The sequence below is a fragment of the Sphingopyxis flava genome (assembly GCF_900168005.1).
GTDB lineage: Bacteria > Pseudomonadota > Alphaproteobacteria > Sphingomonadales > Sphingomonadaceae > Sphingopyxis > Sphingopyxis flava.
This window is the reverse complement of sequence record NZ_FUYP01000006.1, coordinates 1-26,567: the sequence shown is the minus strand read 5'-3', so window position 1 is coordinate 26,567 and position 26,567 is coordinate 1. Positions and strand designations below refer to the sequence as shown.

General features: G+C 64.7%; 30 protein-coding genes and 1 tRNA gene. 14 read left to right on the top strand and 17 right to left on the bottom strand.

Features of this window, described 5'->3' with window-relative positions:
• The first annotated feature begins 80 nt into the window (after positions 1 to 80).
• Entirely contained in the window at positions 81 to 2,813 is a 2,733-nt protein-coding gene (locus tag B5X69_RS06310) for an ATP-dependent DNA helicase (protein ID WP_079637853.1), read from the top strand.
• A 54-nt stretch (positions 2,814 to 2,867) separates the two neighbouring features.
• Positions 2,868 to 3,413, top strand: coding sequence for a SixA phosphatase family protein (locus tag B5X69_RS06305; RefSeq protein WP_079638000.1), 546 nt, complete (start codon positions 2,868 to 2,870; stop codon positions 3,411 to 3,413).
• Between the two features lie 3 nt (positions 3,414 to 3,416).
• Here B5X69_RS06305 and B5X69_RS06300 read toward each other — a convergent pair whose 3' ends face one another.
• From B5X69_RS06300 to rpmF, 5 genes are all read right to left on the bottom strand, one after another.
• Positions 3,417 to 3,818, bottom strand: coding sequence for a MerR family transcriptional regulator (locus B5X69_RS06300; RefSeq protein WP_079637852.1), 402 nt, complete (start codon positions 3,816 to 3,818; stop codon positions 3,417 to 3,419).
• Positions 3,819 to 3,833: 15 nt separating this feature from the next.
• A complete protein-coding gene (locus B5X69_RS06295; RefSeq protein ID WP_079637851.1) occupies positions 3,834 to 4,127 on the bottom strand; it encodes an integration host factor subunit alpha in 294 nt (97 codons plus the stop codon).
• A 172-nt stretch (positions 4,128 to 4,299) separates the two neighbouring features.
• Entirely contained in the window at positions 4,300 to 5,265 is a 966-nt protein-coding gene (locus tag B5X69_RS06290; protein ID WP_079637850.1) for a beta-ketoacyl-ACP synthase III, read from the bottom strand.
• Entirely contained in the window at positions 5,262 to 6,296 is a 1,035-nt protein-coding gene (plsX, locus tag B5X69_RS06285; RefSeq protein WP_079637849.1) for a phosphate acyltransferase PlsX, read from the bottom strand. Before plsX ends, B5X69_RS06290 begins: the two co-directional genes overlap by 4 nt.
• Before the next feature lie 21 nt (positions 6,297 to 6,317).
• Positions 6,318 to 6,494 (bottom strand): 50S ribosomal protein L32, encoded by a 177-nt coding sequence (gene rpmF / locus B5X69_RS06280; RefSeq protein ID WP_053553947.1) that lies wholly within the window; start codon positions 6,492 to 6,494, stop codon positions 6,318 to 6,320.
• A 288-nt stretch (positions 6,495 to 6,782) separates the two neighbouring features.
• On the opposite strand from rpmF, the gene B5X69_RS06275 reads away from it, so the two are divergent.
• Positions 6,783 to 7,223, top strand: coding sequence for an MAPEG family protein (locus tag B5X69_RS06275; protein WP_079637848.1), 441 nt, complete (start codon positions 6,783 to 6,785; stop codon positions 7,221 to 7,223).
• Positions 7,224 to 7,327: 104 nt separating this feature from the next.
• Here B5X69_RS06275 and B5X69_RS06270 read toward each other — a convergent pair whose 3' ends face one another.
• Entirely contained in the window at positions 7,328 to 7,990 is a 663-nt protein-coding gene (locus tag B5X69_RS06270) for an MBL fold metallo-hydrolase (protein ID WP_079637847.1), read from the bottom strand.
• Positions 7,991 to 8,081: 91 nt separating this feature from the next.
• On the opposite strand from B5X69_RS06270, the gene hslV reads away from it, so the two are divergent.
• From hslV to B5X69_RS06230, 8 genes are all read left to right on the top strand, one after another.
• The gene (gene hslV / locus B5X69_RS06265; RefSeq protein ID WP_079637846.1) at positions 8,082 to 8,648 is read left to right on the top strand and encodes an ATP-dependent protease subunit HslV; all 567 of its coding nucleotides are present in this window, start codon (positions 8,082 to 8,084) and stop codon (positions 8,646 to 8,648) included.
• Positions 8,649 to 8,654: 6 nt separating this feature from the next.
• Positions 8,655 to 9,956, top strand: a complete 1,302-nt coding sequence (gene hslU / locus B5X69_RS06260) for an ATP-dependent protease ATPase subunit HslU (RefSeq protein ID WP_079637845.1) — start codon at positions 8,655 to 8,657, stop codon at positions 9,954 to 9,956.
• 145 nt (positions 9,957 to 10,101) lie between these two features.
• A complete protein-coding gene (locus B5X69_RS06255; protein WP_079637844.1) occupies positions 10,102 to 10,956 on the top strand; it encodes a helix-turn-helix domain-containing protein in 855 nt (284 codons plus the stop codon).
• Between the two features lie 113 nt (positions 10,957 to 11,069).
• The gene (locus B5X69_RS06250) at positions 11,070 to 11,993 is read left to right on the top strand and encodes a tol-pal system YbgF family protein (RefSeq protein ID WP_176141525.1); all 924 of its coding nucleotides are present in this window, start codon (positions 11,070 to 11,072) and stop codon (positions 11,991 to 11,993) included.
• Positions 11,959 to 12,945 carry a tRNA lysidine(34) synthetase TilS gene (tilS, locus tag B5X69_RS06245; RefSeq protein ID WP_079637843.1) on the top strand — a complete coding sequence of 329 codons (987 nt, stop codon included), beginning with the start codon at positions 11,959 to 11,961 and terminating at the stop codon, positions 12,943 to 12,945. The genes B5X69_RS06250 and tilS overlap by 35 nt, the downstream gene beginning before the upstream one ends.
• Positions 12,946 to 13,034: 89 nt before the next feature.
• Complete coding sequence (ftsH, locus tag B5X69_RS06240; protein WP_079637842.1) at positions 13,035 to 14,978, top strand: ATP-dependent zinc metalloprotease FtsH; 1,944 nt, start codon at positions 13,035 to 13,037, stop codon at positions 14,976 to 14,978.
• Between the two features lie 94 nt (positions 14,979 to 15,072).
• Complete coding sequence (locus tag B5X69_RS06235; protein WP_245798651.1) at positions 15,073 to 15,381, top strand: hypothetical protein; 309 nt, start codon at positions 15,073 to 15,075, stop codon at positions 15,379 to 15,381.
• 18 nt (positions 15,382 to 15,399) lie between these two features.
• The gene (locus B5X69_RS06230) at positions 15,400 to 16,005 is read left to right on the top strand and encodes a DUF3800 domain-containing protein (RefSeq protein WP_079637840.1); all 606 of its coding nucleotides are present in this window, start codon (positions 15,400 to 15,402) and stop codon (positions 16,003 to 16,005) included.
• Between the two features lie 28 nt (positions 16,006 to 16,033).
• On the opposite strand, the gene B5X69_RS06225 is transcribed toward B5X69_RS06230, so the two are convergent.
• Positions 16,034 to 16,900, bottom strand: coding sequence for a sigma-70 family RNA polymerase sigma factor (locus B5X69_RS06225; protein WP_079637839.1), 867 nt, complete (start codon positions 16,898 to 16,900; stop codon positions 16,034 to 16,036).
• Entirely contained in the window at positions 16,900 to 17,361 is a 462-nt protein-coding gene (locus B5X69_RS06220) for a carboxymuconolactone decarboxylase family protein (protein WP_079637838.1), read from the bottom strand. Before B5X69_RS06220 ends, B5X69_RS06225 begins: the two co-directional genes overlap by 1 nt.
• 207 nt (positions 17,362 to 17,568) lie before the next feature.
• Between B5X69_RS06220 and B5X69_RS06215 the strand changes: the two genes are divergently transcribed.
• Positions 17,569 to 17,949 (top strand): DoxX family protein, encoded by a 381-nt coding sequence (locus B5X69_RS06215; protein WP_079637837.1) that lies wholly within the window; start codon positions 17,569 to 17,571, stop codon positions 17,947 to 17,949.
• Positions 17,950 to 18,510: 561 nt separating this feature from the next.
• On the opposite strand, the gene B5X69_RS06205 is transcribed toward B5X69_RS06215, so the two are convergent.
• From B5X69_RS06205 to B5X69_RS06165, 9 genes are all read right to left on the bottom strand, one after another.
• Positions 18,511 to 19,515 carry a PhoH family protein gene (locus tag B5X69_RS06205; RefSeq protein WP_079637835.1) on the bottom strand — a complete coding sequence of 335 codons (1,005 nt, stop codon included), beginning with the start codon at positions 19,513 to 19,515 and terminating at the stop codon, positions 18,511 to 18,513.
• Positions 19,515 to 20,852 carry a tRNA (N6-isopentenyl adenosine(37)-C2)-methylthiotransferase MiaB gene (gene miaB, locus B5X69_RS06200; RefSeq protein ID WP_079637834.1) on the bottom strand — a complete coding sequence of 446 codons (1,338 nt, stop codon included), beginning with the start codon at positions 20,850 to 20,852 and terminating at the stop codon, positions 19,515 to 19,517. Before miaB ends, B5X69_RS06205 begins: the two co-directional genes overlap by 1 nt.
• 7 nt (positions 20,853 to 20,859) lie before the next feature.
• A complete protein-coding gene (locus B5X69_RS06195) occupies positions 20,860 to 21,657 on the bottom strand; it encodes a lysophospholipid acyltransferase family protein (protein WP_245798650.1) in 798 nt (265 codons plus the stop codon).
• Positions 21,626 to 22,051, bottom strand: coding sequence for a Fur family transcriptional regulator (locus B5X69_RS06190; RefSeq protein ID WP_079637833.1), 426 nt, complete (start codon positions 22,049 to 22,051; stop codon positions 21,626 to 21,628). The genes B5X69_RS06195 and B5X69_RS06190 overlap by 32 nt, the downstream gene beginning before the upstream one ends.
• Before the next feature lie 135 nt (positions 22,052 to 22,186).
• Positions 22,187 to 22,618 carry a Ros/MucR family transcriptional regulator gene (locus B5X69_RS06185; protein WP_079637832.1) on the bottom strand — a complete coding sequence of 144 codons (432 nt, stop codon included), beginning with the start codon at positions 22,616 to 22,618 and terminating at the stop codon, positions 22,187 to 22,189.
• 128 nt (positions 22,619 to 22,746) lie between these two features.
• A complete protein-coding gene (locus B5X69_RS06180) occupies positions 22,747 to 23,208 on the bottom strand; it encodes a GNAT family N-acetyltransferase (RefSeq protein WP_245798649.1) in 462 nt (153 codons plus the stop codon).
• The gene (tsaB, locus tag B5X69_RS06175; protein WP_139375686.1) at positions 23,205 to 23,822 is read right to left on the bottom strand and encodes a tRNA (adenosine(37)-N6)-threonylcarbamoyltransferase complex dimerization subunit type 1 TsaB; all 618 of its coding nucleotides are present in this window, start codon (positions 23,820 to 23,822) and stop codon (positions 23,205 to 23,207) included. Before tsaB ends, B5X69_RS06180 begins: the two co-directional genes overlap by 4 nt.
• Before the next feature lie 18 nt (positions 23,823 to 23,840).
• Positions 23,841 to 24,434 carry a malonic semialdehyde reductase gene (locus tag B5X69_RS06170; RefSeq protein WP_079637831.1) on the bottom strand — a complete coding sequence of 198 codons (594 nt, stop codon included), beginning with the start codon at positions 24,432 to 24,434 and terminating at the stop codon, positions 23,841 to 23,843.
• A gap of 24 nt (positions 24,435 to 24,458) precedes the next feature.
• Positions 24,459 to 25,037, bottom strand: a complete 579-nt coding sequence (locus B5X69_RS06165; RefSeq protein ID WP_079637830.1) for a NifU family protein — start codon at positions 25,035 to 25,037, stop codon at positions 24,459 to 24,461.
• Positions 25,038 to 25,100: 63 nt separating this feature from the next.
• Between B5X69_RS06165 and B5X69_RS06160 the strand changes: the two genes are divergently transcribed.
• Both B5X69_RS06160 and B5X69_RS06155 read left to right on the top strand, forming a co-directional pair.
• Positions 25,101 to 25,973 (top strand): hypothetical protein, encoded by an 873-nt coding sequence (locus B5X69_RS06160; RefSeq protein ID WP_176141524.1) that lies wholly within the window; start codon positions 25,101 to 25,103, stop codon positions 25,971 to 25,973.
• Positions 25,974 to 25,991: 18 nt separating this feature from the next.
• Positions 25,992 to 26,067: transfer RNA gene (locus B5X69_RS06155), tRNA-Thr, on the top strand.
• Positions 26,068 to 26,567 lie beyond the last annotated feature (500 nt).

Here is a 26,567-nt window from a genome sequence, read left to right as displayed (position 1 = left end):
CGACCCAAGATTGACATGCCGGGCCGAGACGGGCGGCCGGGCGACTTGCCGCGTTCGCCTTTTGTCCCTAGCGTGGGGCGATGGCGCCGGCTCCCCTTCCCCTCCCCGCGATCCACGCAAGCCATGTTGGCATCTGGATCGCCGACGCTCACGGACGCGTACAGCGGGTCGGGCGCGGCGAAGCGATCGCGGCGGTCGCAACGACCCCGCATCTTCTTCTCGGTGCGCCGCTCACCGGCGACCGATTGGGTTATCCCGAGCTTTCGGGCCTCGATCTGCTTGAACTCTTCGCCTTTCTCTATCCCGCGCGCTTCGCGGTCCCGACGCCTGCTGGCCTCGCCGCCGCGCTTGGGCTTGCGCCCCCCAGGGCCGAAGCCGACATTGCGGCCTTCCTGCCGCGCGCTGCCGCCGCGATGCTGGAGAGCATCGATGATCCGGACTGGCCCGAGCGCGAGGGCGCGTGGCATAGTCTTGCGGCGCTTGAAAGGCAGCGCTGGCCGTTGGCGCCGCTGCTCAAGCCGCGCTTCAGCGCGCCCGAGCAGAGCGATCGCTGGCTCTTCGCGCGCCTTCCCGAATGGGAAGAAACGCCGCCGCGCGCGGCTCCGCGGCAGGTCCGCCTCGATTCTGCCGGCGTCGCGGCGGGGCTCGACCGGCTGACCGGGGATGGCGCCGAGCGCCGCTCGGGCCAACAGGATTATGCGCGCGCGGTCGCTGCGATCTTTGCGCCGCGCGAGCGCAAGGACGCGCCGCATATGCTCGTGGCCGAGGCGGGCACCGGAATCGGCAAGACGCTGGGCTATCTCGCGCCGGCGAAACAGTGGATCGACGCCTCGGCGGGCGCGATCTGCATTTCGACCTTTACGAAGGCGCTCCAGCGCCAATTGGCGCGCGAAACCGAGAAACTCTATCCCGACCCCGAGACGCACCGCGAAAAGGTCGTGGTGCGCAAGGGACGCGAAAATTATCTGTGTCTTCTGAACCTTGAGGACGCGCTGCAGGGCGGTTTTTCAGGGCGCGCTGCAATCCTTGCGCAGCTTGTCGCGCGCTGGGCCGCCTATACGCGCGACGGCGACATGATCGGGGGCGACCTGCCCGGCTGGCTTCCCGCGCTGTTCCGCCGCAACGGCACCACCGCGCTCACCGACCGGCGCGGCGAGTGCATTTATGCAGGGTGCCCGCATTTCAGGAAATGCTTCATCGAACGCTCGGCGCGCGCCGCAACGCAGGCCGATATCATCATCGCCAACCACGCGCTCACGATGGTGCAGGCAGCGCGGCCGCGTGACGGCGGCGCTCCTGCCAGCCGGCTGATCTTCGACGAGGGTCATCATCTCTGGGACGCGGCCGATTCGATGTTTGCCGCCGCGCTCACCGGCCAGGAGGCGGTCGAGATCCGTCGCTGGATCCTCGGCCCCGAGGGCAAGTCGCGCGGGCGGCGGCGCGGGCTTGCCGCGCGGCTCGCCGATGTCGCAAGCTATGACGAGGCAGGCGAAGAGGCGATCCAGATGGCGATCACGGCCGCCGCCGAACTGCCAGGTGACGGCTGGCTTGCGCGGCTTGCCGAGAATGATCCCTGGGGCGCGACCGAGCGGCTGCTCGCCGCGGTTCGCGCGCAGGTCTATGCGCGCAGCATCGAGGCGAAGGGCGCCGACAGCGGCTACGGCCTCGAGACCGAACTTGCCGACCCTGACGCTGCGCTGGTGAGCGCCGCTGCGGGCGCGAGCGACGCGATCGAGGCGCTGCTGCGGCCTCTTCTCGCGCTCGGCAAGCGGCTCGACGCGCTGATCGAGGATCCGCCCGACTGGCTCGACGGTCAGGCGCGGGCGCGCGTCGACGGCGCGCGTGCGAGCCTCGGCACGCGGATCGACACGCTCGGCGCGTGGCTGTCGCTGCTCGGGCGCGTCGGCGGGCCCGCAAACCCCGATTTTGTCGATTGGCTTGCCGTCGATCGCTTCGATGGGCGCGAATATGATTGCGGGCTCCACCGTCACTGGCTCGACCCGGCGCGCCCGGTTGCCGAGATCGTCTATCGCCCCGCGCAAGGCGTGCTCGTGACCTCGGCAACGCTGCGCGGCGGGCACGACGGGGATGCAGGCTGGCGTGACGCCGACATTCGCACAGGCGCGCGGCACATGGAGAGCTATGTCGGCCATTTTGCCGTCGCAAGCCCCTTCGACTATGCGCGCCAGTCCGAGGTGCTGATCGTGACCGACATCGCGCGCGGCGACCTGCCCGCGCTCGCAGGCGCCTATAGCCGGCTCATCGAGGCGTCGGGCGGCGGGGCGCTCGGGCTGTTTAGCGCGATCCGGCGCCTGCGCATCGTCCATGCGCGCATCGCTGACCGCCTCGCCCGCGCGGGACTGCCGCTCTATGCCCAGCATGTCGACCCGCTCGACACCGGAACCCTCGTCGACATTTTCCGCGCCGACCCGCATGCCTCGCTCCTCGGTACCGATGCGCTGCGCGACGGCGTCGACGTTCCAGGAGACTCGCTGCGCCTCGTCGTCATGGAGGGGGTGCCCTGGCCGCGCCCGACGATCCTTCACGCAGCGCGGCGCGCCGCGCAGGGAGGCGCCGCCTATGACGATATGGTGATCCGCGGCCGGATCGCGCAGGCCTTCGGCCGCCTCATCCGCCGGGCCGACGATTTTGGACAGTTCGTGATGCTCTCCCCTTCCTTTCCCTCGCGGCTCCTGCGTGCCTTTCCCGAGGGGACACCGGTCCGCCGCCTGCCGCTCGACGAGGCGGTGAACCGCGTTGCTGCGGCCAATGTCGCGCAGCGGGAGAGCGCATATGCCTTCCCACCGTCCTGAGTTTGCGGCACAAGGCAGCGATTCGGGGACAGCGCCGACAGGTGGGGAGTGATTTTGAAGACGTTGACGATCCTGCGCCACGCCAAATCGGGCTGGGACGCCCCCGTCGAGCGCGATTTCGACCGTCCGATCAATGCGCGGGGCCGCCGCGGCGCCGAACTGATCGGCCAGTATCTGAAGCGGCAAAGCCTGCCCGTCGAGCGCATCGTCGCCTCGCCCGCGGTGCGTGTGACCGAAACGCTCGACATTTTTCAGCCCGCCGCGGGGATCGCTGACCTTGAACCCCACTGGGACCGGCGCATCTATCTCGCCTCGGCGGCAACGCTGATGGACGTGATCCGCGACACCGGCGGCGATGCCGATCATGTTCTGATCGTCGGGCATAATCCGGGGCTGGAGGATCTCATTCTGATGCTCGTTTCAGAATCGGGTGGCGATGCGCTGCGCGCCGAAGTCGAGGAAAAGCTGCCCACCTGCGCAATGGCGCGGCTCGAACTCGATATCGACGACTGGCACGCCCTCGACGCGGGCGCGGCGCGCTTCACGCTCTTCATCCGTCCGCGCGACCTCGACCCGGCGCTCTCGCCGGCGATCGACTGACGCTCAGGCGGCGTCGAGCGCCGCGGCGAGCCGCTGGCGAAGCGCGATAAGCGCTGCGAGCGACACGCCTCCTGCGCTCGGTACGGGCGGCGAGGCCGTATCGAGCGGCGGCGCCGGCACAGCGGCGCTCAGGGCCCCCTCCGTGCCCGACAAGGCCTTGCGCGCGCCCTCGACGGTGAAGCCCTTTACGTGGAGCAAATGATGGATGCGCTCGGCGAGCGCGACGTCGGCCGGGCGGTAGTAGCGGCGGCGGCCTGAACGTTGCAGCGGCCGAAGCTCGGGAAAGCGCGTCTCCCAATAGCGCAGCACATGGGTCGGAACTCCGATCCGCTCGGCAAGTTCGCCGATCGACAGCATTGCGCCCGCCGCCTTGCTGCTCGCGCCGCGCTCGTCGAAATCGGGCATCGCCGACCCCCGGCCTTAGCTGCCCGCGACGCGGGCCCGCATCGCCTGGCTGGCACGAAAGGTCATCACGCGGCGGGGAAGAATGGGCACTTCAATGCCCGTCTTGGGATTGCGGCCGATGCGCTGCGCCTTATCGCGCAGCACGAAGGTGCCGAACCCTGAAATTTTCACATTATGGCCGTCGGACAGAGCGTCGGACATGTGCGACAAGATACTTTCGACAATCGCGGCAGATTCATTGCGCGAGAGTCCCACCATCTGATTGATCCGCGCCGCGATGTCAGCACGGGTAAGCGTTCCTGCAGCCATGTTAGTCCCTTCCCCTCCTGAGGCGTAGCCGAAGACGGTTCTCGCAGAAGGCCCCCTCCCATCTCGAGTCCCGGGCGCGAGTGTATCAAAAGCGAATAAATCCGCAAATCTGAAACGGATGGGTGGAGAAGTTGATGCGATGAACGCTTGCGCGCGCGAGCGGGGCGCCGGTTCAGATCCGCAGGATCGCAGCGCCCCAGGTGAAACCACCGCCCATCGCCTCGAGGACGACAAGATCGCCGCGCCGAATCCGTCCGTCGCGTACCGCAAGATCAAGCGCCAGGGGGACCGAGGCCGCCGATGTGTTGGCGTGCTGGTCGACGGTGAGGACCACACGCTCGGCGGGAAGGCCGAGCTTCTTCGCTGTTGCGTCGATGATGCGCTTGTTCGCCTGATGCGGGACCACCCAGTCGACATCGGATGCCGAAAGGCCGACGTCGGCGAGAACCTCGCCGAGAACGGCAGCAAGGTTGGTGACTGCGTGGCGGAAGACCTCGCGCCCCTGCATGCGCACATGGCCGACGGTGCCCGTCGTCGACGGCCCGCCGTCGACATAGAGCATGTCGCAATATTGGCCTTCGGCGTGGAGCCGCGTTGCCAGAATGCCGCGATCGTCGGCGACATCCTCGGCCGAGAGCACGACGGCGCCCGCGCCGTCGCCGAAGAGGACGCAGGTCGCACGGTCCTCCCAGTCGAGGATGCGGCTGAAGGTTTCCGAGCCGATAACGAGCGCATGCTTGGCAGCGCCGGTGCGCAGCATCGAATCGGCGACCGAGAGCGCATAGAGAAAGCCCGAGCAGACGGCGGCGACGTCAAAGGCGATGCAGTCGGGCGCACCGAGCAGCGCCTGGACCTTGGTCGCGCTCGCCGGGAATGTATTGTCGGGGGTCGCCGTCGCGAGGATGATCAGCCCGATGTCCGAGGGCTCGAGCCCCGCCGCGGCGAGCGCTTCCCTCGCAGCCGCGGCGCCGAGCGTCGCGGTCGTCTCGTCGGGTTCGGCGACATGGCGAAAACGGATGCCGGTACGCTCGACGATCCATTCGTCGCTGGTGTCGACGCGCTCGGCAAGCTCGGCGTTCGAGACGCGTGTGCGCGGCAGCGCCGAGCCGGTGCCGGCGAGGACAGCGCGAAGAGTCATGCCGCAGCGCTCCCGCGGAAATTGGCCAGATCGTCGGTCACTTGACGCGTGATGTCCTTCTCGATGAGTTCGGCGCACAGATGCACCGCATTGGCAACGCCCTTCGCATCGGCGCTGCCGTGGCTCTTGAGCACGACGCCGTTGAGGCCAAGGAACACAGCGCCATTGTGATTATTGGGGTCAAGATGGTGGCGCAGCAATTCGGTCGCCGGCCGCGAGATGAGAAAGCCGATCTTCGAGCGCACCGATGAGGTGAAAGCGCGGCGCAGGAGATCGGTGACGAAACGCGCGGTCCCCTCGATCGTCTTCAGCGCGATATTGCCTGAAAAGCCGTCATGGACGACGACATCGACATGGCCGCGCGACAATTTATCGCCTTCGATGAAGCCGGCGAACTCCATAGGCAGATGCTCCGCGCCGCGCAGCATGGCGGCCGCGTCGCGAATCTCATCGGTTCCCTTAAGCTCCTCGGTTCCGATGTTGAGGAGCGCGACGCGCGGACGCTCGAGCCCCAGCGCCGTGCGCGCATAGGCGGCGCCCATCACGGCGAACTGGACAAGGTTCGTCGCATCGCATTCGGTATTGGCGCCAAGATCGAGCATCACGACGTCATTGTCGCCGAGCGAAGGGAGCAAGGCTGCAAGGGCGGGCCGGTCGATTCCCGGCATCGTGCGCAGCGCAAGCTTCGCCATCGCCATCAGCGCGCCGGTGTTCCCTGCCGATACCGCACCGCCGGCGTCGCCGCGCTTTACCGCGTCGATCGCGAGCCCCATGGAGCTTCCGCGGCCGTTGCGCAGCGCCTGGCTCGGCTTGTCCTCGCCCGAGACAAGCTTGTCGGTGTGGATGATCTCCGAGGCGGCCCGCAGATTGGGATGATTTTCAAGCGCGGCCTTGATCCGCGTCTCGTCGCCAACAAGCAGGAAGCGAAGCCCCTCGTGCTGGTGACGCGCCATCGCCGCGCCCGCGCACATGACGCGGACGCCGACGTCACCGCCCATCGCATCAATCGCGATTCGCGGTGTGAGGCTCATCGGGACAGTCTCCGGCTTGGCTTACGCGCCGGCCACCACTTCGCGGCCGTTGTAATGGCCACAGGCGTTGCAGAGGTTGTGCGGACGCTTCAGCTCGCCGCAGTTCGGGCATTCCTGAAAGGCTTCAACCTTCAGACTGTCGTGGCTGCGACGCATGCCGCGCTTCGAGGGCGATGTTTTTCGCTTGGGGACGGCCATGATATATCCTGTATTCTCAAACTGTTCGGTGCGAATCGGCAAACCCGGATTTGTCGGCCCCGTTTCCGGAAACGACTGGCCCGCCCGCCGTGCCGAAGGCTGTTCCCACTCCAAAAAGGACAGGAAAATCTTCCGCCGGAAGGTGCCTCAACGCCTGATGGTGTCGGGTGCCGGATCGGGCGCGGCTATAGCGTTTTTGCCCGCAAAGGCAAGCCCCCGAGGAATACTTGCCCGCGAAGCGCGACAATGCCACATCCCGTGCAAGATTCAGAAGTGAGGGGAAAGCCGATGACGATGTTGCCGATCAGCCTGACGATCGCCGCGGGGGCGGCGCTGCTCAACATCTGGCTCGCGATGCGCGTCGGACGAATGCGCACGAAGGAGAAGATCTTCGTGGGCGACGGCGGCAACGAGGCGGTGATCCGCCGGATGCGCGCGCACAGCAATTATGTCGAAAACACCGCCTTCGTCCTGATCCTCCTCATTCTCGTCGAACTCGGGCTCGGTTCGTCGATCTGGCTCTGGGCCGCAGGCGCGCTTTACCTCGTTGGACGCGTGCTTCACGCCATCGGGATGGACGGAATGATGTGGGGCCGCATGGCGGGGACGATCATCACCATGCTCACCCAGCTCGGGCTCGCGATCACGGCGCTCGCAGCGGTCTATATGACCCCGACCACGATCCTGGCGACCGAGGTTGCCGAAACCGAAACGGTCGCGGCAGACTGAGCGAAAATGTTTTCAAGTCAGGCGGATTTGCCTGACGGCCTGGAAAACACAGTAAATCAAGCCTCAAGAGTGCCGGTTTTGATTCAATCAAAACCGAACGCACTCTAAGTCAGCGCCGCATCGCTCACGAAGGGATTTGTCCGCCGTTCCTGCGCAAAATTGCTGTGCGGACCGTGTCCGGGCAGGAAAACCGTGTCGTCGCCGAGCGGCCAGAGCTTTTGCGTGATCGAATCGATCAACTGCCGGTGGTCGCCGCGCGGGAAATCGGTGCGGCCGATCGAGCCCTGAAAGAGGACGTCGCCGACGATCGCGAGCTTCGAGGGGCGATGGTAGAAGACGACGTGCCCCGGCGTATGCCCCGGGGTGTGGATGACCTCGATCGTCAGATTGCCGACCGTCACGCTATCGCCATCGACGAGCCAGCGGTCGGGCTCGAACGGCTCGCCCGACATGCCGAAGCGCGCGCCATCTTCGCCCAATCGCTCGATCCAGAAACGATCGTCCTCATGCGGGCCCTCGACCGGCACGCCGAGTTCCTTTGCGAGTACGCCCGCCTGCCCGCAATGGTCCATATGGCCATGGGTGATGAGGATCTTCTCGATCTCGACGCCTGTCTGGCGCACCGCATCCTTGAGCTTGTCGAGATCCCCGCCGGGGTCGACGAAGGCCGCCTTGTTCGTTTCGGTGCACCAAAGCAGCGTGCAATTCTGCTGAAAGGCAGTGACGGGCACGACGGCGGCGCGGAGCGGCGGATTGGGAGCGTTCATGGCGCGTGATGTGGGGAAAAGTCGCCGCGATGGCAAGGCCGGCTTTCCCCTCCCCTTGCAGCTCAGCTGTGCATCTCCCATATCGCGGGCCATGAGCGAACCGACCGCGCACCGTGCCGCGCCCTGGCACGGAACCACCATTCTTTCCGCTCGCACAGCTGACAAGGTCGTCATCATCGGCGATGGCCAGGTGTCGATGGGCCAGACGGTGATGAAGCCCAATGCGAGAAAGGTACGCCGCCTTCACGACGGCAGCGTCATCGGCGGTTTTGCCGGCGCCACCGCCGATGCCTTCACGCTGTTCGAACGATTGGAAGCCAAGCTTGAACGCCATAACGGGCAATTGCTTCGCGCCGCTGTCGAACTCGCGAAGGACTGGCGCACCGACAAATTTCTGCGCAACCTCGAGGCGATGATGATCGTCGCGGACAAGGAGATCACGCTGGTGATCACCGGCAATGGCGATGTGCTCGAACCCAAGGGCGGCATCGCAGCGATCGGATCGGGCGGCAATTTTGCGCTCTCGGCCGCCCGCGCGCTTGCCGACTATGAAAAAGATCCTGAGACCCTGGCCCGAAAGGCGATGGAAGTCGCAGCTGACATCTGCGTCTATACCAACGACCAGTTCACCCAGGAAATCATCGAAATCCAGGCATAAGCGAACATGAACAAGGATTTGACGCCGAAGGCGATCGTCGCCGCATTGGACACGCATATCATCGGCCAGGACGCCGCGAAGCGCGCGGTCGCGGTCGCGCTGCGCAATCGCTGGCGCCGCCAGCAACTTGCGCCTGACCTGCGCGACGAGGTGAGCCCCAAGAATATCCTGATGATCGGGCCCACAGGCTGCGGCAAGACTGAGATTTCGCGGCGCCTCGCAAAGCTTGCCGATGCTCCCTTCATCAAGGTCGAGGCGACCAAGTTCACCGAGGTTGGCTATGTCGGCCGCGATGTCGAGCAGATCGCGCGCGATCTCGTCGAGGAAGCCGTGCGGCTCGAAAAGGAGCGGCGCCGCGAGGCGGTGCGCGCCGCCGCCGAAGAAGCCGCGATGGAGCGATTGCTCGATGCACTCACCGGCAAGGGCGCGAGCGAGGCGACGCGCCAGAGTTTCCGCCAGCGTATTCGTGAAGGGCATCTCGACGAGAGCGAAGTCGAGATCGAGGTGGCCGACACTCCCGGCATGACCTTCGAGCTTCCCGGCCAGCCGGGACAGATGAGCATGATCAACCTCTCCGATATGCTCGGCAAGGCCATGGGCGGTCCGCCGAAGAAGCGCCGCAAATTGAAGGTTATCGATGCCGCGACACGGCTGATCGAGGAAGAGCAGGACAAGCGCCTCGACCAGGATGATGTCGCGCGGGTCGCCCTCGCCGACGCCGAGGCGAACGGGATCGTTTTCCTCGATGAGATCGACAAGATCGCCGTCAGCGACGTGCGCGGCGGTTCGATCAGCCGCGAAGGCGTGCAGCGCGACCTCCTCCCCCTCATCGAGGGCACGACGGTCGCGACCAAATATGGCCCGATGAAGACCGACCATGTCCTCTTCATTGCCTCGGGCGCCTTTCATGTCGCCAAGCCCTCCGACCTCTTGCCCGAACTTCAGGGCCGCTTGCCGATCCGTGTCGAACTCGGCGCGCTCAGCGAAGCTGACTTCGTGCGCATCCTCTCGGAAACGAAGGCGGGGCTGCCTGAACAATATGCCGCGCTCATCAGCACCGAAGGCGTGACGCTCTCCTTTACCGACGATGCAATCGCGCGCGTTGCGAAACTCGCCGCCGAGGTCAATGAGAAGGTCGAGAATATCGGCGCCCGCCGGCTCCAGACGATCATGGAACGGCTTGTCGAGGAGGTAAGCTTCAATGCCGAAGATATGGCAGGCACAGCGCTGACCGTCGATGCGGCCTATGTCGACCGCCAGCTCGCCGATGTCGTGGGCGATACCGACCTTAGCAAATATGTGCTCTGACGGCCTTCGCGGCCGATCACGCCAAGCGCAGGTCATTTCGGTTGGCTATTTGCCGAACTTCATTTGACTTTGCGGCATTGTCGATGCGAGAACGTGCCCCGACACGGCCGACATGGGGTCGCAAACGGCTGGCACGGAGACAGTAATGGCAGACGAAGAGGTCGCCGAGCAGGGCGAACTGGCGATTACGCGCACCGGCGACAGGCTCCGGCTTGCGCGCGAGGCGGCGGGGCTCTCGCTCGCCGATATCGCGACCCGGACGCGGATCACCCAGCGCCACCTGGATGCGATCGAGAAATCCGATTTTTCCGGTCTGCCCGGCCGCACCTACGTCACCGGCTTTGCCCGCGCCTACGCCCGCGCGGTCGATCTTCCCGAAGCCGAGATCGGCGCTGCGGTGCGCCGCGAGCTCGAGGAAGACGAATATGTAGCCCGACCGGCTTACGAGGCCTATGAGCCGACGGATCCTGCGCGCCTCCCCACGGCGCGGCTGACCTGGACGCTGGTGATCATCACCGCGCTCCTCGCGTCGGCCTATGGTGTGTGGCGTTTCCTGTCGGTCGAACCCGACGAGGCCCTGATTGCCGCCCAAAATGCCGACGCCGATGCCTCGGAAGCCCCCGCAGCCGATGCCACGTCGGCTCAATCCGCCACGGCAGGCGCCGCGGGCACGGCGCAGGTTGCGCAAGATGCCCCCGTCGTGCTCACCGGCCTGTCCGAAGTCTGGATCGGCTTCGACGATGCGACCGGCAAGACCGAAAATTGGCGCACGCTCGACCCGGGCGAGGTTTATCAGGTTCCGCCCGCCTATATCGAGCAGTTCACGCTGCGCACCAGCATTCCGCAGGCGCTCAAAGTGACCGTAGGCGGCCGCGATGTCGGGGCCATCGGCCCTGCCGATACGCTGGTCAAGGGCGTCTCGTTAAAGCCCGCCGACCTCATCGCGCGCGCCGAAGGAAGCAGCGGCGGCGCCCCCGCCGCCCCCGCTCCCAAGCGCTGACGCGCCGCGCTTTCCGTCCCGGCGCATGGCCGCTGTCCGAAATGGGTTTGCGCGGCCGTCCCTTGCCGCGTTATGGGTGCGCAAATGGTTAACCTGTGGGGGCTGATCGAAAGATGAAGATGCGAAACATCCTGTATTTCGGCGCAGCGAGCGCCGCTCTGACCATGATGGCGCCGGCTGCCTCAGCGCAGGACGGGACCATCGACAAGCGCGTCGAGCGGCTGGAGAAGGAAATGCGCGCGGTCCAGCGCACGGTCTTTCCCGGCGGCAGCCCGGCCTTCTTCGAAGGCGAGATCGCGCCCGACAAGACGCCCGGGGAGCGGGTGAAGAGCACCGCGCCGGTGATCGACCTTATCGCGCGCGTCGATGCGCTGGAAGCGCAGCTCCAGACGCTGACCGGCCAGACCGAGCAGAATGCCTATCAGCTGCGCGAACTGGAAAAGCAGTTCGCCGCCTACAAGGCCGAAATGGAAAAGCGCATCGCATCGCCCGCGGAAACCGCAACCGCGAGCCTTGCTCCCGCGGTGCGGCCGACGGCGAGCTCTGCATCGCCCGCTCCTGCCAAAAAGCCCGAGGAAAAGCCCGCGGCCAGCGGCGGCGACGCAGCGCGGCTTGCGCTCGTGAAGAAGGTCGAGATTCCCGCGACGGGCAATGAGGTCGCCGATGCCTACACCTATGGATACCGCCTCTGGGAAGCAAAGCTCTACCCCGAGGCGCAGGCGCAGCTGAAGCAGGTGGCCGAGAAATGGCCGAAGAACAGCTATGCAAGCTTTGCGCAGAACCTCCTCGGGCGTGCCTATCTCGACGAGGGCAAGCCGAGTCTCGCCGCGGTCGCCTTCTACAATAATTACAAGGCCCAGCCTAGCGGCCCGCGCGCCCCCCATAGTCTCATGTACATGGGAGTTGCGCTCACGAAGCTTGGCCGCAAGAGCGACGCCTGCAAGGCTTTTCGCGAGCTTGATGAAGTCTATGGAGACAAGGCGCCGAAGGACGTCCGCGACGATGCCGCTGCCGCAAAAGCAAAAGCCGGCTGCTGACGCGGGCAGCGTCGAGCGCTTTGCCGCCGACCTTGCCGCGCTCGCGGGGCCGGACTGGAACGGCAAAAGATACGGCGTTGCCGTGTCGGGCGGACCCGACAGCATGGCGCTCTTGTGGCTCATGGCTTCCCTGCTCCCAGGCCAGATCGCGGCGGCGACGGTCGATCACAGGCTCCGCGACGCGTCTGCCGAGGAGGCGCGCATGGTCGCGGGCTATTGCGCGCGCGAGCATATTCCGCACGCGATCCTGCATCCCGCTTGTCCTATTTCGGGCTCCTTGCAGGCAGCCGCGCGGAGTGAACGCTACCGCTTGCTCGAACAATGGCGCGAGGCGCTGGCGCTCGATCATATACTGACCGCGCATCATGCCGATGATCAGCTCGAAACGATGATCATGCGCCTCAACCGCTCGAGCGGCGTCGGCGGGCTGGCGGGCGTGCGCGCCGCCAATGGCGCGGTGCTGAGGCCGCTCCTCCATTGGCGGCGAAGCGAACTTGCAGCGCTCGCGCTCGATGCCGATCTTCCGATCGTTGAGGATCCCTCGAATGCCGATCGGCGCTTCGACCGGGCGCGGCTGCGCCATGCGCTCCAATCGCAGGAATTTCTCGACCCCCAGGCAGCATCGCGGTCGGCGCAGTGGCTGGGAGAGGCGGATGCCGCGCTCGATTGGGCAGTCGAGACCGCGATCGCGGCCTGGCCCGATGCGAGCGACCCGTCGGTGATCCGCGACGAGGCCTATCCCGACGAAATTTTCCGCCGCATCGTCGAGCGGCGGCTTCGCGCGAACGACCCGCGGATCAGCCTGCGCGGCGAGACGCTTGGCGGCCTTATCGCGGCGATGCGTGCCGGGCGGCGGGCGATGGTGGGCGAATTGCTGATCGATGCGGGCAAAGGCTCCGGCGCCGGTTTCTGGCGCATTTCCGCCGCGCCCCGCCGAAAAGGCCGCGCCTGAGGCATATTGGCTCATTGTCATTTAACCTGAACTTCCTATCTTGAGCCCAAGAGTCGCGGCGTTTCGCGACCATCTGGAAAGATTTCCGCATGCAGGACGACAAGGAACCGCAGGGCAACCCCTGGATGAAGAGTGTGATGATCTGGAGCGGCATCTTGCTTGCCATGCTTCTTGTCGCCTCGATGTTCGGCGGTGCCAACCAGCCTGCGGGCAATGCCCTTGCCTATTCCGATTTCCGGCAGAAGGTCGAAGAGGGAAGCGTCAAATCGGTCGTCCTTTCCGAAGACCGCGTCACAGGCGAACTTTCCAGCGGCGAGCGCTTCTCGACCAATCTTGTGCGAGATCCAGAGCTTTTGAAGCTGCTCAACGAGAAAAATGTCAAATATGAGGGCAAGCCGACCGAGGTTCCGAACTTCTGGATGTATCTTCTGGTCCAGTCGCTGCCTTTCCTCCTGATCATCGGCATCGCCTTCTTCGTCTTCCGCCAGGTGCAGAAGAACAATGGCTCAGGCGCAATGGGCTTCGGCAAATCGCGCGCCAAGATGCTGACCGAAAAGCAGGGCCGCGTGACCTTCGACGATGTTGCCGGCATCGACGAGGCGCGCGAGGAGCTCGAAGAAATCGTCGAGTTCCTGAAAGACCCCACGAAATTCTCAAAGCTCGGCGGCCAGATTCCGAAGGGGGCGCTGCTCGTCGGCTCGCCCGGCACCGGCAAGACGCTCCTCGCCCGCGCGATCGCCGGGGAAGCGGGCGTGCCCTTCTTCACCATTTCAGGTTCCGATTTCGTCGAGATGTTCGTCGGCGTCGGCGCCTCGCGCGTGCGCGACATGTTCGAGCAGGCGAAGCGCAACGCGCCCTGCATCGTCTTCATCGACGAGATCGACGCGGTGGGCCGCCACCGCGGCGCCGGGCTCGGCAATGGCAATGATGAGCGCGAGCAGACGCTCAATCAGCTGCTCGTCGAAATGGACGGCTTCGAGGCAAATGAAGGCATCATCATCGTCGCAGCGACCAACCGCCCCGACGTGCTCGACCCCGCCCTCTTGCGCCCCGGACGCTTCGACCGCCAGGTCGTCGTGCCGCGCCCCGACATCGAGGGCCGTCAGAAGATCCTCGAGGTCCACACGCGCAAGAAGCCGCTCGCACCCGATGTCGACCTTCGCCGCATCGCGCGCGGCACCCCCGGCTTTTCGGGCGCCGATCTTGCAAATCTGGCAAATGAGGCGGCGCTCCTCGCCGCGCGCAAGGGCAAGCGCCTGATTGCCTCGAACGAGTTCGAGGAAGCCAAGGACAAGGTCATGATGGGCGCGGAGCGCCGCTCGATGGTCATGACCGAGGACGAGAAGAAGGCGACCGCCTATCACGAGGCCGGGCATGCGCTTGTCTCGCTGCATGTCGAGGGCAATGACCCGCTCCACAAGGTGACGATCATTCCGCGCGGGCGCGCGCTGGGCGTGACGTGGAACCTGCCCGAGCGCGACCGTTACTCGCAGAATATGAAGCAGATGAAGGCGCGCCTCGCGCTCTGCTTCGGCGGCCGCATCGCCGAGCAGCTGATCTATGGCAACGACGAGCTCAACACGGGCGCGTCGAACGATATTCAGCAGGCGACCGACATGGCGCGCGCGATGGTGATGGAATATGGCATGTCCGAAAAGCTCGGCTGGCTTCGCTATCGCGACAATCAGGACGAGGTCTTCCTTGGCCACAGCGTGTCGCGCGCGCAGAACATGTCCGAAGAAACCGCCCGGCTGATCGACGCCGAGGTCCGCCGCCTTGTCGAGGAAGGCGAAAAGACCGCGCGCAAGGTGCTCACCGATCATATCGACGAGCTGCATCTCCTCGCCGCTGCCCTGCTCGAATATGAGACGCTGTCGGGCGAGGAAGCCAAGCGCGCGATCCGCGGCGAGGACATCGGCCGCGAGGATGATCAGGGCAAGCAGACGAGCCCTGTCCAGGGGCATGTGGGCGGTCTGCCGCAGATCAAGCGCAAGCCGCGGCCGTTCGGCGACGCCAACCCGCAAGGCGCCTGAGCGACAGCGCGTCCGCATGATCCGGGGGGACATCGCCCGCATTGGCCCTGCCCTCATGGCCGGGTGTCTGTTTTGCGCTATGGCGCCCGGCGAGATGAGCGTTGCCGCATTTCTCGCGCGATCGGATGCCATCTTGCGCCTGGGGCCGCTCGCAATGGCGACGCCGGAGGCGAGCCGGCTAAAGGGTGAGGTCATCGCCGCCGCCAGACGCTACAAGGCGCGGGTCGACGCCGAGCGCCGCGCGGGCCGCAAGACGACGAGCTGCCCGCCTGAAACCGGCACACTTACCCCTCAGCAATGGCTCGCGCATCTGCGCAGCTATCCCGCGCCCCGGCGTCCATCGGTCTCGATCTATTCGGCCTTCGATGCGCTCATGAAAAAGCGCTACCCCTGTCCCGCATAATCGGCCAACGCTGGGGTCATGACGATCTATTGCGATGAATCGGGCGGGCTCAGCGCGGGGGCGATGACCTTTTCCGCGGTGATGCTCACCCCTGAGGCGGCGGCGTCGATCCACGCGCGCTTTCGTGCCGTCACCGGCCTTCGCGGCGAACTCAAGGGGAGCCGCATCAGCCTGACCGAGCGCGCCTATCTGCTCGAGCTTTTCGATCGCGCGGGCGGGCGCGCCTGGGTCGCGGTCGCCCAAAGCGCAAAACTCGCCCCGAAGCCAAACGGCCAGGCCCCGACCGACCTTGAGCTTTATGCCGCGCTCCTCGACACCGCGGTCGCGCGCTGGCTGCCCGAAACGGGCGGTGTGTGTAGCGACGTCGTGATCGACGATGGGCGCTACGACCCTGCGATTCTCGCGCGCGTCCGCGACACGATCCAGGCAGGTCTTTCAGGATGGGGCCGCGCCTCGCTCGCCGATAGCCGCCGGAGCGACGGGATCCAGATCGCCGACGTTATTGCCAACAGCCTCTACAATATCACGGCGCACTCGGCGCGGGCGCGCCGCATCGGCATCATTCTGGAACCCATGCTCGCCTCGAAGGCGATCCGCGTTGCTGAACTCACCGCCCTGCCCTGAGCGCATGCGAGCCGGATGAGCCGGAAGGTCAATGCATGTGACGCAGCTTGTCGGGGTTGCGCATCACATAGATGCCGGTGACCTTGCCATCCTCGATCTCGAGCGCGGTGGTCTGAAGCTCGCCGTCCGCTTCGCGGGTGACGAAGCCGGGAAGGCCGTTGATCATCCCGGTGTGGACGAGGCTCGAGCCATATTTGCCGAACAGCACGGCGAGGCTTCGATGAAGCTTCATCACGATGTCGAAGCCAATCACCGGCTCGGTTGCCGCGGGGCGCTTGCCGCCGCCATCGGACCACATGCCGACGTCCGCGGCAAGCAGGGCGCCGAGCCTGCTCATGTCGCCGCTGCGCGAGGCCGCGAAGAAAGCGCTGGCGATTTCCAGACCCCGCTCCTTTTCAAGCTTGTAGCGCGGCCGCGCCTCGCGGACGTGCATGCGGGCACGTGCGGCCAGCTGCCGCGCAGCGGCAGCATCGCGGCCGATCGTCGCCGCCACCTCGTCGAAGGCGACGCCGAAGACGTCGTGCAGCAGAAAGGCCGCGCGCTCGAGGGGAGAGAGCCGCTCGAGCGCAAGCATCAGCGGTAACGTGACATCATCATCATCATCATCCTCGACGAGCGGGTCGGGGAGCCAGGGACCGATATAAGTTTCGCGGGTGCGCCGCGCCGATTTCAGTTGATCAAGGCAAAGCCGCGTCACCGTGCGCCGCAGAAATGCGGCCGGTTCGCGCACCTCGGCGCGCTCGGCCGCCAGCCAGCGGAGAAAGGCGTCCTGGACGACATCTTCCGCATCCGCAACCGAGCCGAGCATGCGATAGGCAACGCGGGTCAAGAGGGGACGCAGCGGATCGAAACTCGCCGCTGCGTCCGCCAGATGAGGGGCGCCTTTCGGCGTCATCAGGCCGCCTTCGCCGCCGGCGCGCCGCCTTCGTACCAGAGGCCGAAGCCAACAGCGATACGGTTCCAGCCATTGATGACGTTGATCATGACGGTGAGGTTCATCTGCTCCTCCGCGGTAAAATGCGCATCGAGCGCCGCGCGCGCCTCATCTTGTGTGTGTCCTTGTGACAAGCGGGTCAAGGCATCGGTCCAGGCGAGCGCGGCGCGTTCGCGGGGGGTGAAAACGGGCGCATCGCGCCACGCGGCGAGCAGATAGATGCGCTGCTCGGTTTCGCCCGCTGCCCGGGCATCAGCGGTGTGCATGTTGATGCAGTTGGCGCAGCCGTTGAGGATCGACGCGCGGATCTTCACCAGCTCGATGAGGCTCTTCTCGAGGCTCTTTTCGGCAGCGAGGCTCACCGCCATCCACTGCTTCATCAGCTGAGGCGATGCGGCGAAAGGATCGGTAACCTTGGTCATGTCGTGTCTCCTTGGTTTGGTTGTACAGACATGACGAGCCAGCAGCGGCGGATGTGACATACGGCCCGAAAAAATTGAGATGCCCGCCGCAACGGGCCCGAAATGCGGGGCTTAATCTTTGAAAATCAATCCTTTTGAACAAGTCGCTTTGCCGGATTCCAAAGCTGGATTAGCATCGCCCCGTCGTTTGACAGGAGGGGAAGGATCATGAAGTTTCTCGATGGTTTTGGCGAACAGGCCTATGCGCTGCTGCGGATCGTTGCGGGCCTGCTGTTCCTCGCGCACGGCGTGCAGAAATTCTTCAATTTTCCAACCGACTTTCCGATGCCCCTCAGCCCCCTGCTGCAGGCTGCGGGCGTTATCGAACTCATCGCGGGCGGCCTCATCATCCTTGGCCTCTTCACCCGTCCCGCTGCTTTCGTTGCAAGCGGCATGGCGGCTGTCGGTTACTGGATGGTACACGGGAGCCAGGGCCTTTACCCCATCGCCAACGGCGGTGAAACGATCGCGCTTTATTGCTTCATCTTCCTGTTCATCGCGGCGCGCGGCGCCGGGATCTGGAGCGTCGACAGCGCGCGCTCGAGCTAGCCATGCGCCGTTCGTTCCTCGCGGGAATGCTGCTGGGTTCGGCCCTGGCGCTTGCCAGCGCCTTAGGCGCGCAAGCCTGGTCCGCGAGCAGAGAGGAGCCACTGTATCTTCGGATCGCTGACGACGATTATGATGATCTTTCGCTGTCGGATCGCAAAGCTGAGGATGGCCCGACGAGCGCGAGATTGATCCGGGCTTGCGGCGTTGAAAAATTTTCGCTCGATTTGGCAATCCCGGATCATGCGGGATCCGCATTCGTCGAGATCGATTCAACGCCGCGACCAAGGCTCAATTGCCTCATCGGTGAAGCCCGCATCCACGGATTATCTTTGGCCGTCGTCAGAGGCCTCGATACCGCGGCTTTCGAGTGCCTGCCAGGCTGGCCGTCCCGATTCCGGGAGCTTGACGCGGCGGAATATCAATTTTGTCCCCACGGCCGGCCAAATGAGATATTCCCTCGCACCCGACGTCCCGCCGCAGGCGCATCACGGCCGTGAAGACCAGTCAGCGGATCAGGTGAGAGCGGCTTGCCCGGTGAGGGCTGTGGCTGATCGAGGGTATCTAAGCTCCTGGCCCCTCATAGGCCTCGACAATCCGCCCGACGATCGGGTGACGGACGACATCGGCGGCGGTAAAGCGGCTGACGTTTATGCCCTCGATCCCCTCGAGCCGCGCGACGGCGTCGGCGAGCCCCGAGGTCGCAGGTGCGGGCAAGTCGACCTGCTTGGGGTCGCCGCAAATGACCATGCGGCTGTTCATGCCAAAGCGGGTCAGAAACATCTTCATCTGCGGGATCGTCGTGTTCTGCGCTTCGTCGAGGATGATGAAGGCATCGGCGAGCGTGCGGCCGCGCATGAAGGCGAGCGGCGCGATTTCGATCTCGCCCGATGCGATACGGCGCTCGACCTGCTCAGCGGGCAGACAGTCGTGCAGGGCGTCGTAGAGTGGGCGAAGATAGGGGTCGACCTTTTCCTTCATGTCGCCAGGAAGGAAGCCGAGCTTTTCACCTGCCTCGACCGCGGGACGCGAAAGAATGAGGCGCTGTACGCTGCCGGTGATGAGCTGCGCGACCGCCTGCGCGACCGCAAGATAGGTCTTGCCGGTCCCCGCAGGGCCGAGCGCAAATATTACGTCATCGCGCGCGAGCGCCTGCATGTAGGGGACCTGCGAAGGCGCCCGGGGAACGATCGTCTTCTTGCGCGTCCGGATCATCACCGTCGGCGCTTCGCTCGCGTCGTGGCGGATAATACCGGCGAGCGTCGGCTGCGCCGACATCGCGATCACCCCGTCGACGAGCCCTGCGTCGACCTCCTGCCCCTGTTCGATGCGATTGTAGAGTTCGGTTAGCACGTCGCGCGCGCGCGCCGCGGCCTCAGCCTCACCCTCGATCTGCACGCGATTGCCGCGCGCCGAGATATAGACGCCGAGACGGTTTTCGATCGCGACGAGATTGCGGTCGAACTCGCCAAAGAGAATGCCCAATAATTGCGTTCGCTCGAATTCCGCGGTCAGCCGAACGCGGTCGCCGGGTTCGGCAGGAGAAGCTGCGAGCGGACGTTTGGACATCAAGCCTCCTGCAATTGGCGCACAGCTGCGCCCAGACTGTTCGGACCCGCCGAGATGATTTCGACGTCGACCATATCGCCGATCGCCAGCCCTGGCGCTGTGACATGGACCGACTGAAGCCAGGGCGATTTGCCAATGAGCTGACCCTCGTGCTTGCCCTTGCGCTCAAGCAGAAGACGCGTCGTTCGGCCGACGGTTGCTTCGTTGAACGCGTGCTGCTGTGCGTTGAGAAGCGACTGGAGCCGCTGGAGCCGGTCGTTCATCACTGCTTCGTCGACCTGACCCTCCATCGAGGCTGCGGGCGTGCCGGGCCGACGCGAATATTTGAAGCTATACGCCATCGCATAGCCCGTCGCGCGAACGATATCGAGCGTCGCCTCGAAATCCGCTTCGGTTTCGCCGGGGAAGCCGACGATGAAATCGCCCGAGATTGCGATGTCGGGGCGTGCTTTCCGAACGCGCTCGATGACGCGCAAATAGCTCTCGACGTTGTGGCTGCGGTTCATCGCGGCAAGAATGCGGTCGCTGCCCGCCTGCACCGGCAGATGGAGAAATGGCATCAGCTTGTCGACCTCGCCATGCGCCGCGATCAAGCCGTCGCTCATGTCATTGGGGTGGCTGGTCGTGTAGCGGATGCGCTCGAGCCCCTCCTCTTCGGCGAGTGCACGGATCAGCCCGTCGAGACCGATCGCCCTTCCCCGCTCATCTTCGCCGTCCCACGCGTTCACATTCTGACCGAGCAGCGTGATCTCGCGCACCCCGCCTGCCACGAGGGCGCGCGCCTCGGCGATCAGATCGCCAAAGGGCCGGCTCGTCTCAGCGCCGCGCGTATAGGGAACAACGCAATAGGTGCAAAATTTGTCGCAGCCTTCCTGCACGGTGAGGAAGGCGGTGGGGCGCTGAAGGCCGCTGCGGCGCGGAAGTGCGCCAAACTTGCTTTCAAGCGGCATGTCGAGATCGATCGCCTTTTCGCCGCGCTCGGCGCGCGCGATGAGCTCGGGGAGGCGGTGATAGGCCTGCGGTCCGACGACGACCCCGACGCTCGGCGCGCGGCGCGCGATCTCGGCGCCCTCGGCCTGCGCGACGCAGCCCGCGACCGCGATCGTCGGGCTCGTGCCGTCCTCGCGCTTCAGGCGGCCGATGTCCGAATAGACCTTCTCTGCAGCCTTCTCGCGAATATGACAGGTGTTGAGGATGACAAGATCGGCGTCTGCGCCTTCGGCTGCGGGCGCATAACCCTCAGCGCCCAGCATCTCCGCCATGCGTTCGCCGTCATAGACGTTCATCTGGCAGCCGAAGGATTTGACGTGAAATGTCTTTGGAGAGTCGGATTTCATCGGCGCGCTATAGGCGATCGCGCGCGGTCGCGGAAGAGCGCGCCGCCTCTTCCATCCGAGCAGCGATTGCAGCGCGGGCCGCGTCAGCAAGCGCCTTGCGGTCAGCCTCGACTTCGTCGGGCAGCGGATCGAGATAGTGGATGGTGAGCAAGATCGGCCGCCTGCGCGCGAGGAGCCGCTTGAAATTGTCGAGGCCGGACTCAGGGTCGAGCCACGCAATATCGGGGGCCTCTTCGCCATAATCGAGGAATACCGGCTGGACCTGGAGCCGCGGGGGGGTTGGAATGACCGCCTGAAGGAGCGAGGCGCGAAAGGGCAGCAGTCCATCGCCGGGCCCCGTCGTTCCTTCGGGAAACAAGGTCACCGGGCGGCCGCGCGCGAGCGCGCTGCGAAGTTCGCTTGCCTGATTGTGGATTTCGCGCTTCGCCTCGCGCTGGACGTAGATAGTGTGGTTCTGGTCGGCGAGCCAGCCGACGAGCGGGGTCGTTTCGACCTCGGCCTTCGAGACGAAGGCCGAGCGCGCGGCGCCGCCGAGCGCGAGAATATCCAGCCAGCTCACATGATTGGCGACGAACAATACGTCGCGCCGCAGCCGCGTCCCGGTGGTGCGGATACGCAGCCCTCCTATCCAGCCGGCGGCATTGAGGAAGGCCATGACCATCGGCGAGGGTCTGCCGACGGCGCGGTAGCACAGATGCGGGACGATGAGGAAGAGGAGCGCCAGCACCATCAAGGCGAGGCGCAGCACCAGGCGCCAGGTGATCGGAGCGCGATCAGTCGCGCTTGCGATCGAGGGAGACACCATAAAGTTCCATGCGGTGGTCGACGAGACGAAAACCCAGACGTTCGGCAATCACCTTCTGCAGCGCTTCCAGTTCAGGATCGACGAATTCGATCACTTTCCCCGTCTCGACGTCGATCAGATGATCATGATGCGCCTCAGGCGCCGCTTCGTAACGCGAGCGGCCATCGCCGAAATCATGACGGTCGAGAATGCCCGCCTCTTCGAACAGGCGAACGGTGCGATAGACGGTGGCGATCGAAATGCCGCTGTCGATCTTGGACGCGCGTTCATAGAGCGTCTCGACGTCGGGATGATCCTCTGAATCCGAAATGACGCGCGCGATGATCCGGCGCTGCTCGGTGATGCGCAGCCCCTTTTCGTGGCACAGCGCTTCAACATCGATGGTACCGGACATGCGGGCCTTTCCTGCAAGACGCAGTCGTCTTTCTTCCTTCACCCATTGTATAGGGTGGTGCCGGGAATAGAACAAGGGCGGCCCCCGGCGGGCGCCGCCCCCACTTTTCCCGCATGCGGGTTATCGGCGAAGGCTTTAAGCCTTGCGGCGCTTGCGCCCGCCGCCCCGACCCTTGGTGCCAAGACCGATTTCCTTCGCAAGCGCGCGGCGCTTGGCAGCGTAATTCGGTGCGACCATCGGATAGTCAGCGGGAAGGCCCCACTTCGCGCGATAATCCTCCGGGGTCATTTCATAATGCGTCATGAGGTGGCGGCGCAGCATCTTCAGCTTTTTGCCGTCCTCGAGGCACACGATGTAGTCGGGTTTGACCGACGCGCGAATGGAAACCGCGGGAACCGGCTTTTCTTCGGGCGCAGTTTCTTTGCCCAATCCCGACAGCGCGGCGTGAACATTATTGATCAGCATCGCAAGATCAGAAATCGCAACACTATTGTTGCTGACATGCGCAGCGACGATATCGGCCGTCAGGGTGACGAGCATTTCACTGGTATCGGCTTGTTCCGACATGGGGGCAGTTCCTATCTATTCATCCCAGAAGAATGGACGGCGAATAGGTCGAGTTTTCTTCGTCCACAGCTATTTATGCCATTTTGGCGACAATGCTGCAATCTAAGATGATTCAGTTACGAAGGAATTTATCGACGCCGCATGGTAATCGCGTCGCGAACAACCCCGTCACCGCCGCGATAATAAGCCGTGCGGCGCCCGCATTCGGTAAATCCTGCTTCCCGGTATAGGCGAACGGCTGAATTGTCGGCGCGCATTTCAAGAAAATATTCCTCCGCGCCTTCGCCTGCCGCCCATGCCTGCCAATCCTCGATCAGTCGCCGCCCGATCCCGCGGCCGCGCCACCGCGGATTGACGGCAAGCAGCAGCAACTCGCTTTCAGGGCCAGCGACGCGTGCGGCCGAAAAGCCGCATGGCTGCTCGCCATCGCGCGCGAGACAGACACGTGCTGAGGGTAGCGCGAAGAGCGTGAGCAGCTGCGCCGCGCTCCATGCCTCGCCATAGGCTGGATCAAAGGCGGCCCCCATGATCTCCATCAGCGCGCCGACATCGCTGACGCGCGCGGTCGCAAGGACGATCGTGCCGCTCACGATAGGGCCATCGGCTTGGCGTCGGGCGCGCGGCCGTAGATCGGGCTCGGGTCGCCGAAGAGCGCCTCGCGCGGGAGCAAGGCGAAGGCGCGCGCGTCGGGAAGCGCTGGTACGGCGCGGCCATGACCGCGCCGGGCAACAAAGGCCTCGGCGCGGTTTCCGACAATGAGCGCTTGCGGGAGCGCGGCCGCCTCATCGGGGAGGAGTGAGCGAACGTCGGCGGCGGGCTTGAGGTTCGCCGCGAACGGTTGGACGAACCATTGTCCATGCCCCCCTTCCATCACGACGAGGCCGCCATCGGCTTCGGCGAGTTCCTTTGCCGCTCCTGCCGCAACAAGCGCAAGGCTCGAAAAGCCTTTTGCAGGCACGCCCCATCCGAGCGCGAGCGCCCGCGCGGCAGCGACGCCGATCCGAACGCCCGCGAAGCTGCCGGGGCCGCAACCGACGGCGATCGCATCAGCGCGCCCGCCGTCCTTCAGTTCTGCAATCAGCGGCACCAGCCGCTCAGCGTGCCCGCGACCGATCACTTCGTGACGAAAATCGAGAAGCCCCGCGTCGCCGAACAGCGCCGCTGAGCAGGCCTCGCTCGCCGAATCGATGACCAGTCGCAGCACCCACGCGCCTCCCGCCAATCAGGCGATGCGGTTGAAGCGGGCGAAATCGGGTCGCGGGCTGCGCTCGAAGATAGTTGCAGGGTCACCATATCCGAGCGTCGAAATGAAATTGCTCTTCACATTGGGCTCATCGCCGAAAAAGGCTGCGTCGACCCCGGCATTGTCGAAGCCCGACATCGGCCCCGTATCGAGTCCCAGCGCGCGCGCGGCGAGGATGAAATAAGCGCCCTGCAGGCTCGAGTTGCGAAAGGCCGTTGCCTCGGCATGCTGCGCATTGCCCGCAAACCAGCTCCGCGCGTCGGTATGCGGAAAGAATTCGGGCAGAAGCTCGTAGAATTCGGTATCCATCGCGATGATGGCGGTGACCGGCGCCTTCAGTATCTTCTCGCCGTTCGCAGGCAAGGCCAGCGCGGCAAGCTTTGCCTTTGCCTCGTCGGACACGCACCACACGATCCTCGCCGGCAGGCTGTTGGCGCTCGTCGGGCCATATTTCACAAGGTCCCAGATCGCGTGAAGCTGCTCTTCCGAAACGGGCCGGTCGAAATAGCCGTTATAGGTGCGCGCTGTGCGAAACAGCTGGTCGAGGGCGCTATCGGAAAGCGGCTCGCTCATGGGCTTTCTCCTGTCGGGATGAAATCAAACGGCGTGGACCGCCGTTACTTCGGGAACATAGTGTTTGAGCAGCGATTCGATGCCATTCTTCAGCGTCGCCGTCGACGATGGGCAGCCCGAGCAGGCCCCTTGCATCTTGAGATAGACATTGCCCTTGTCGAAGCCGCGATAGATGATGTCGCCGCCATCATTGGCGACCGCGGGACGGACGCGCGTTTCGATGAGTTCCTTGATCTGCTCGATGATGTCGGCGTCGGCGGGATCGTCGGCGAAACCGCCCTCCTCTTCTGCCGGAACCCCGATCCCTGCAGCGCTGGCAGGATGAAACAGCGGCATCCGCGCGACAAAATGGTCCATGATGACGCCAAGAACGTCGGGCTTCACATCAGCCCATTGGGCACCCGGCGCGATCGTCACCGAAATGAAGTCGCGGCCGAAGAAGACGCCGGTCACGTCGCCAAGCGAAAAGAGCGCCGTCGCCAGCGGCGAGGCTTCAGCCTCTTCGGGCGTCGCAAAATCGCGGGTTCCCGCCTCCATCACCACCTCGCCGGGCAGGAATTTGAGCGTCGCGGGATTGGGCGTCGATTCGGTTTCGATCAGCATGGGGTGCATGTGGGGCTCAATCGCGCTTTGTGCAAGGTGACACAGATGCGCTAGGACTTGGCGATGCGCCGCTTTACCCATTTTGCCGCTCTCGACTGGTCGGGCGCGCGCGGCGAGCGCCAGCGCGGCATTGCGCTTGCGGTGGCGAGCGGCGCAGCGGCGCCCGCGCTTGTGAAGCCAGGACATATATGGTCGCGCGCCGAGATCAGGGATTGGATCGAGGATATCGCGGCATCGGGCACCGACATGCTGATCGGCTTTGACTTCTCTGCGGCCTTCGCCTTTGCCGACCGCGCCGCCTATTTCCCCGAATGGCGCGAGAGCCCCGCGAACATTCGCGCGCTATGGGCGCTCGTCGACGGGATCGCGGCGAACGATCCTCATTTTGAAGCCGCCGCCTTTTTGGCGCACCCTGAAGCCCAGCGTCATTTTCGCCATGGCGGGGGCGTAGTCGGCGATCTCTTCGGCAAAGGGGGCGGAAGGCTGCGCGTTGTCGAAATGCATCAGCGCGCAACGAAGCAGGCGGCGAGCGTCAGCAATTTCAATCTCGTCGGTGCAGCGCAAGTCGGCAAGGCGAGCCTCTCGGGAATGCGCCTCCTCCACCGCCTCGGCGGCCGGATTCCGCTCTGGCCGCTCGACCCGGTTCCGGCGAGGGGCCCGGTCCTGGTCGAAATTTACACCAGTCTCGCAGCGCGTGCAGCCGGGCTTCCGCCGGGACGCAGCAAGATTCGCGAGGGCCAAGCGCTCGATAAAGCGCTCACCGCGATAGGATCGCCGCCTCTGGGTCTTTGCGGGCCAATCAGCGACCATGCAAGCGATGCGCTCCTCACCGCTGCCTGGCTTCGCACGATCGCCAGCGCCGAGGCGCCCTGGTCGCCCTCGCCCCTCACCGATGCACTCGCTGCAACGGAAGGCTGGACCTTCGGCATCATTTGAAGCAAAGGGCCATCGGAAGCCGGCTTAGCTCAGTTGGTAGAGCAACCGCCTTGTAAGCGGTAGGTCGTCAGTTCGAGTCTGACAGCCGGCACCACTGCATCCCGATTCGGGTCGCCGAAAAGACTCGCAAGCCCGTGGAAGAGCTGGCAAAATCGAGGGCGGATTACCCGATATCGTCTCTCAAAATGTCCGCATCGGAAGCTTAGAAAGACGCAGGCCTCAGCTGAAATGAGGGCCCACAGCGGTTGTTCCTGGGGCGCCGGGAGAACGACAGGAACTGGCTCGAAGCTGCAGTTTGGAACGCCCGAATACCCCATCTATAAGTCGTCCTATCGCGCGATGGCGATAGGAATCAGTGTTCAGGAATTGAGGGGTGGGGCGCCAAGTGGCCGAGCCAAGCCGGTGGGCTGCCCCGGTCGGGTGCGACAACCTAAAAAATCATCTCGCGTAATAACCTAAATCTTGCACATCATAATAACCTAACCGCTCTTATTCGTGGCGATGTTGTTCTTGGGGAAGATCAATCGTTGGCGGCAGCGGGCGTTTGAGCAGGCCGAGTGCCTCCGCTGCGTCTATTTCATCGCGTGGGATCGA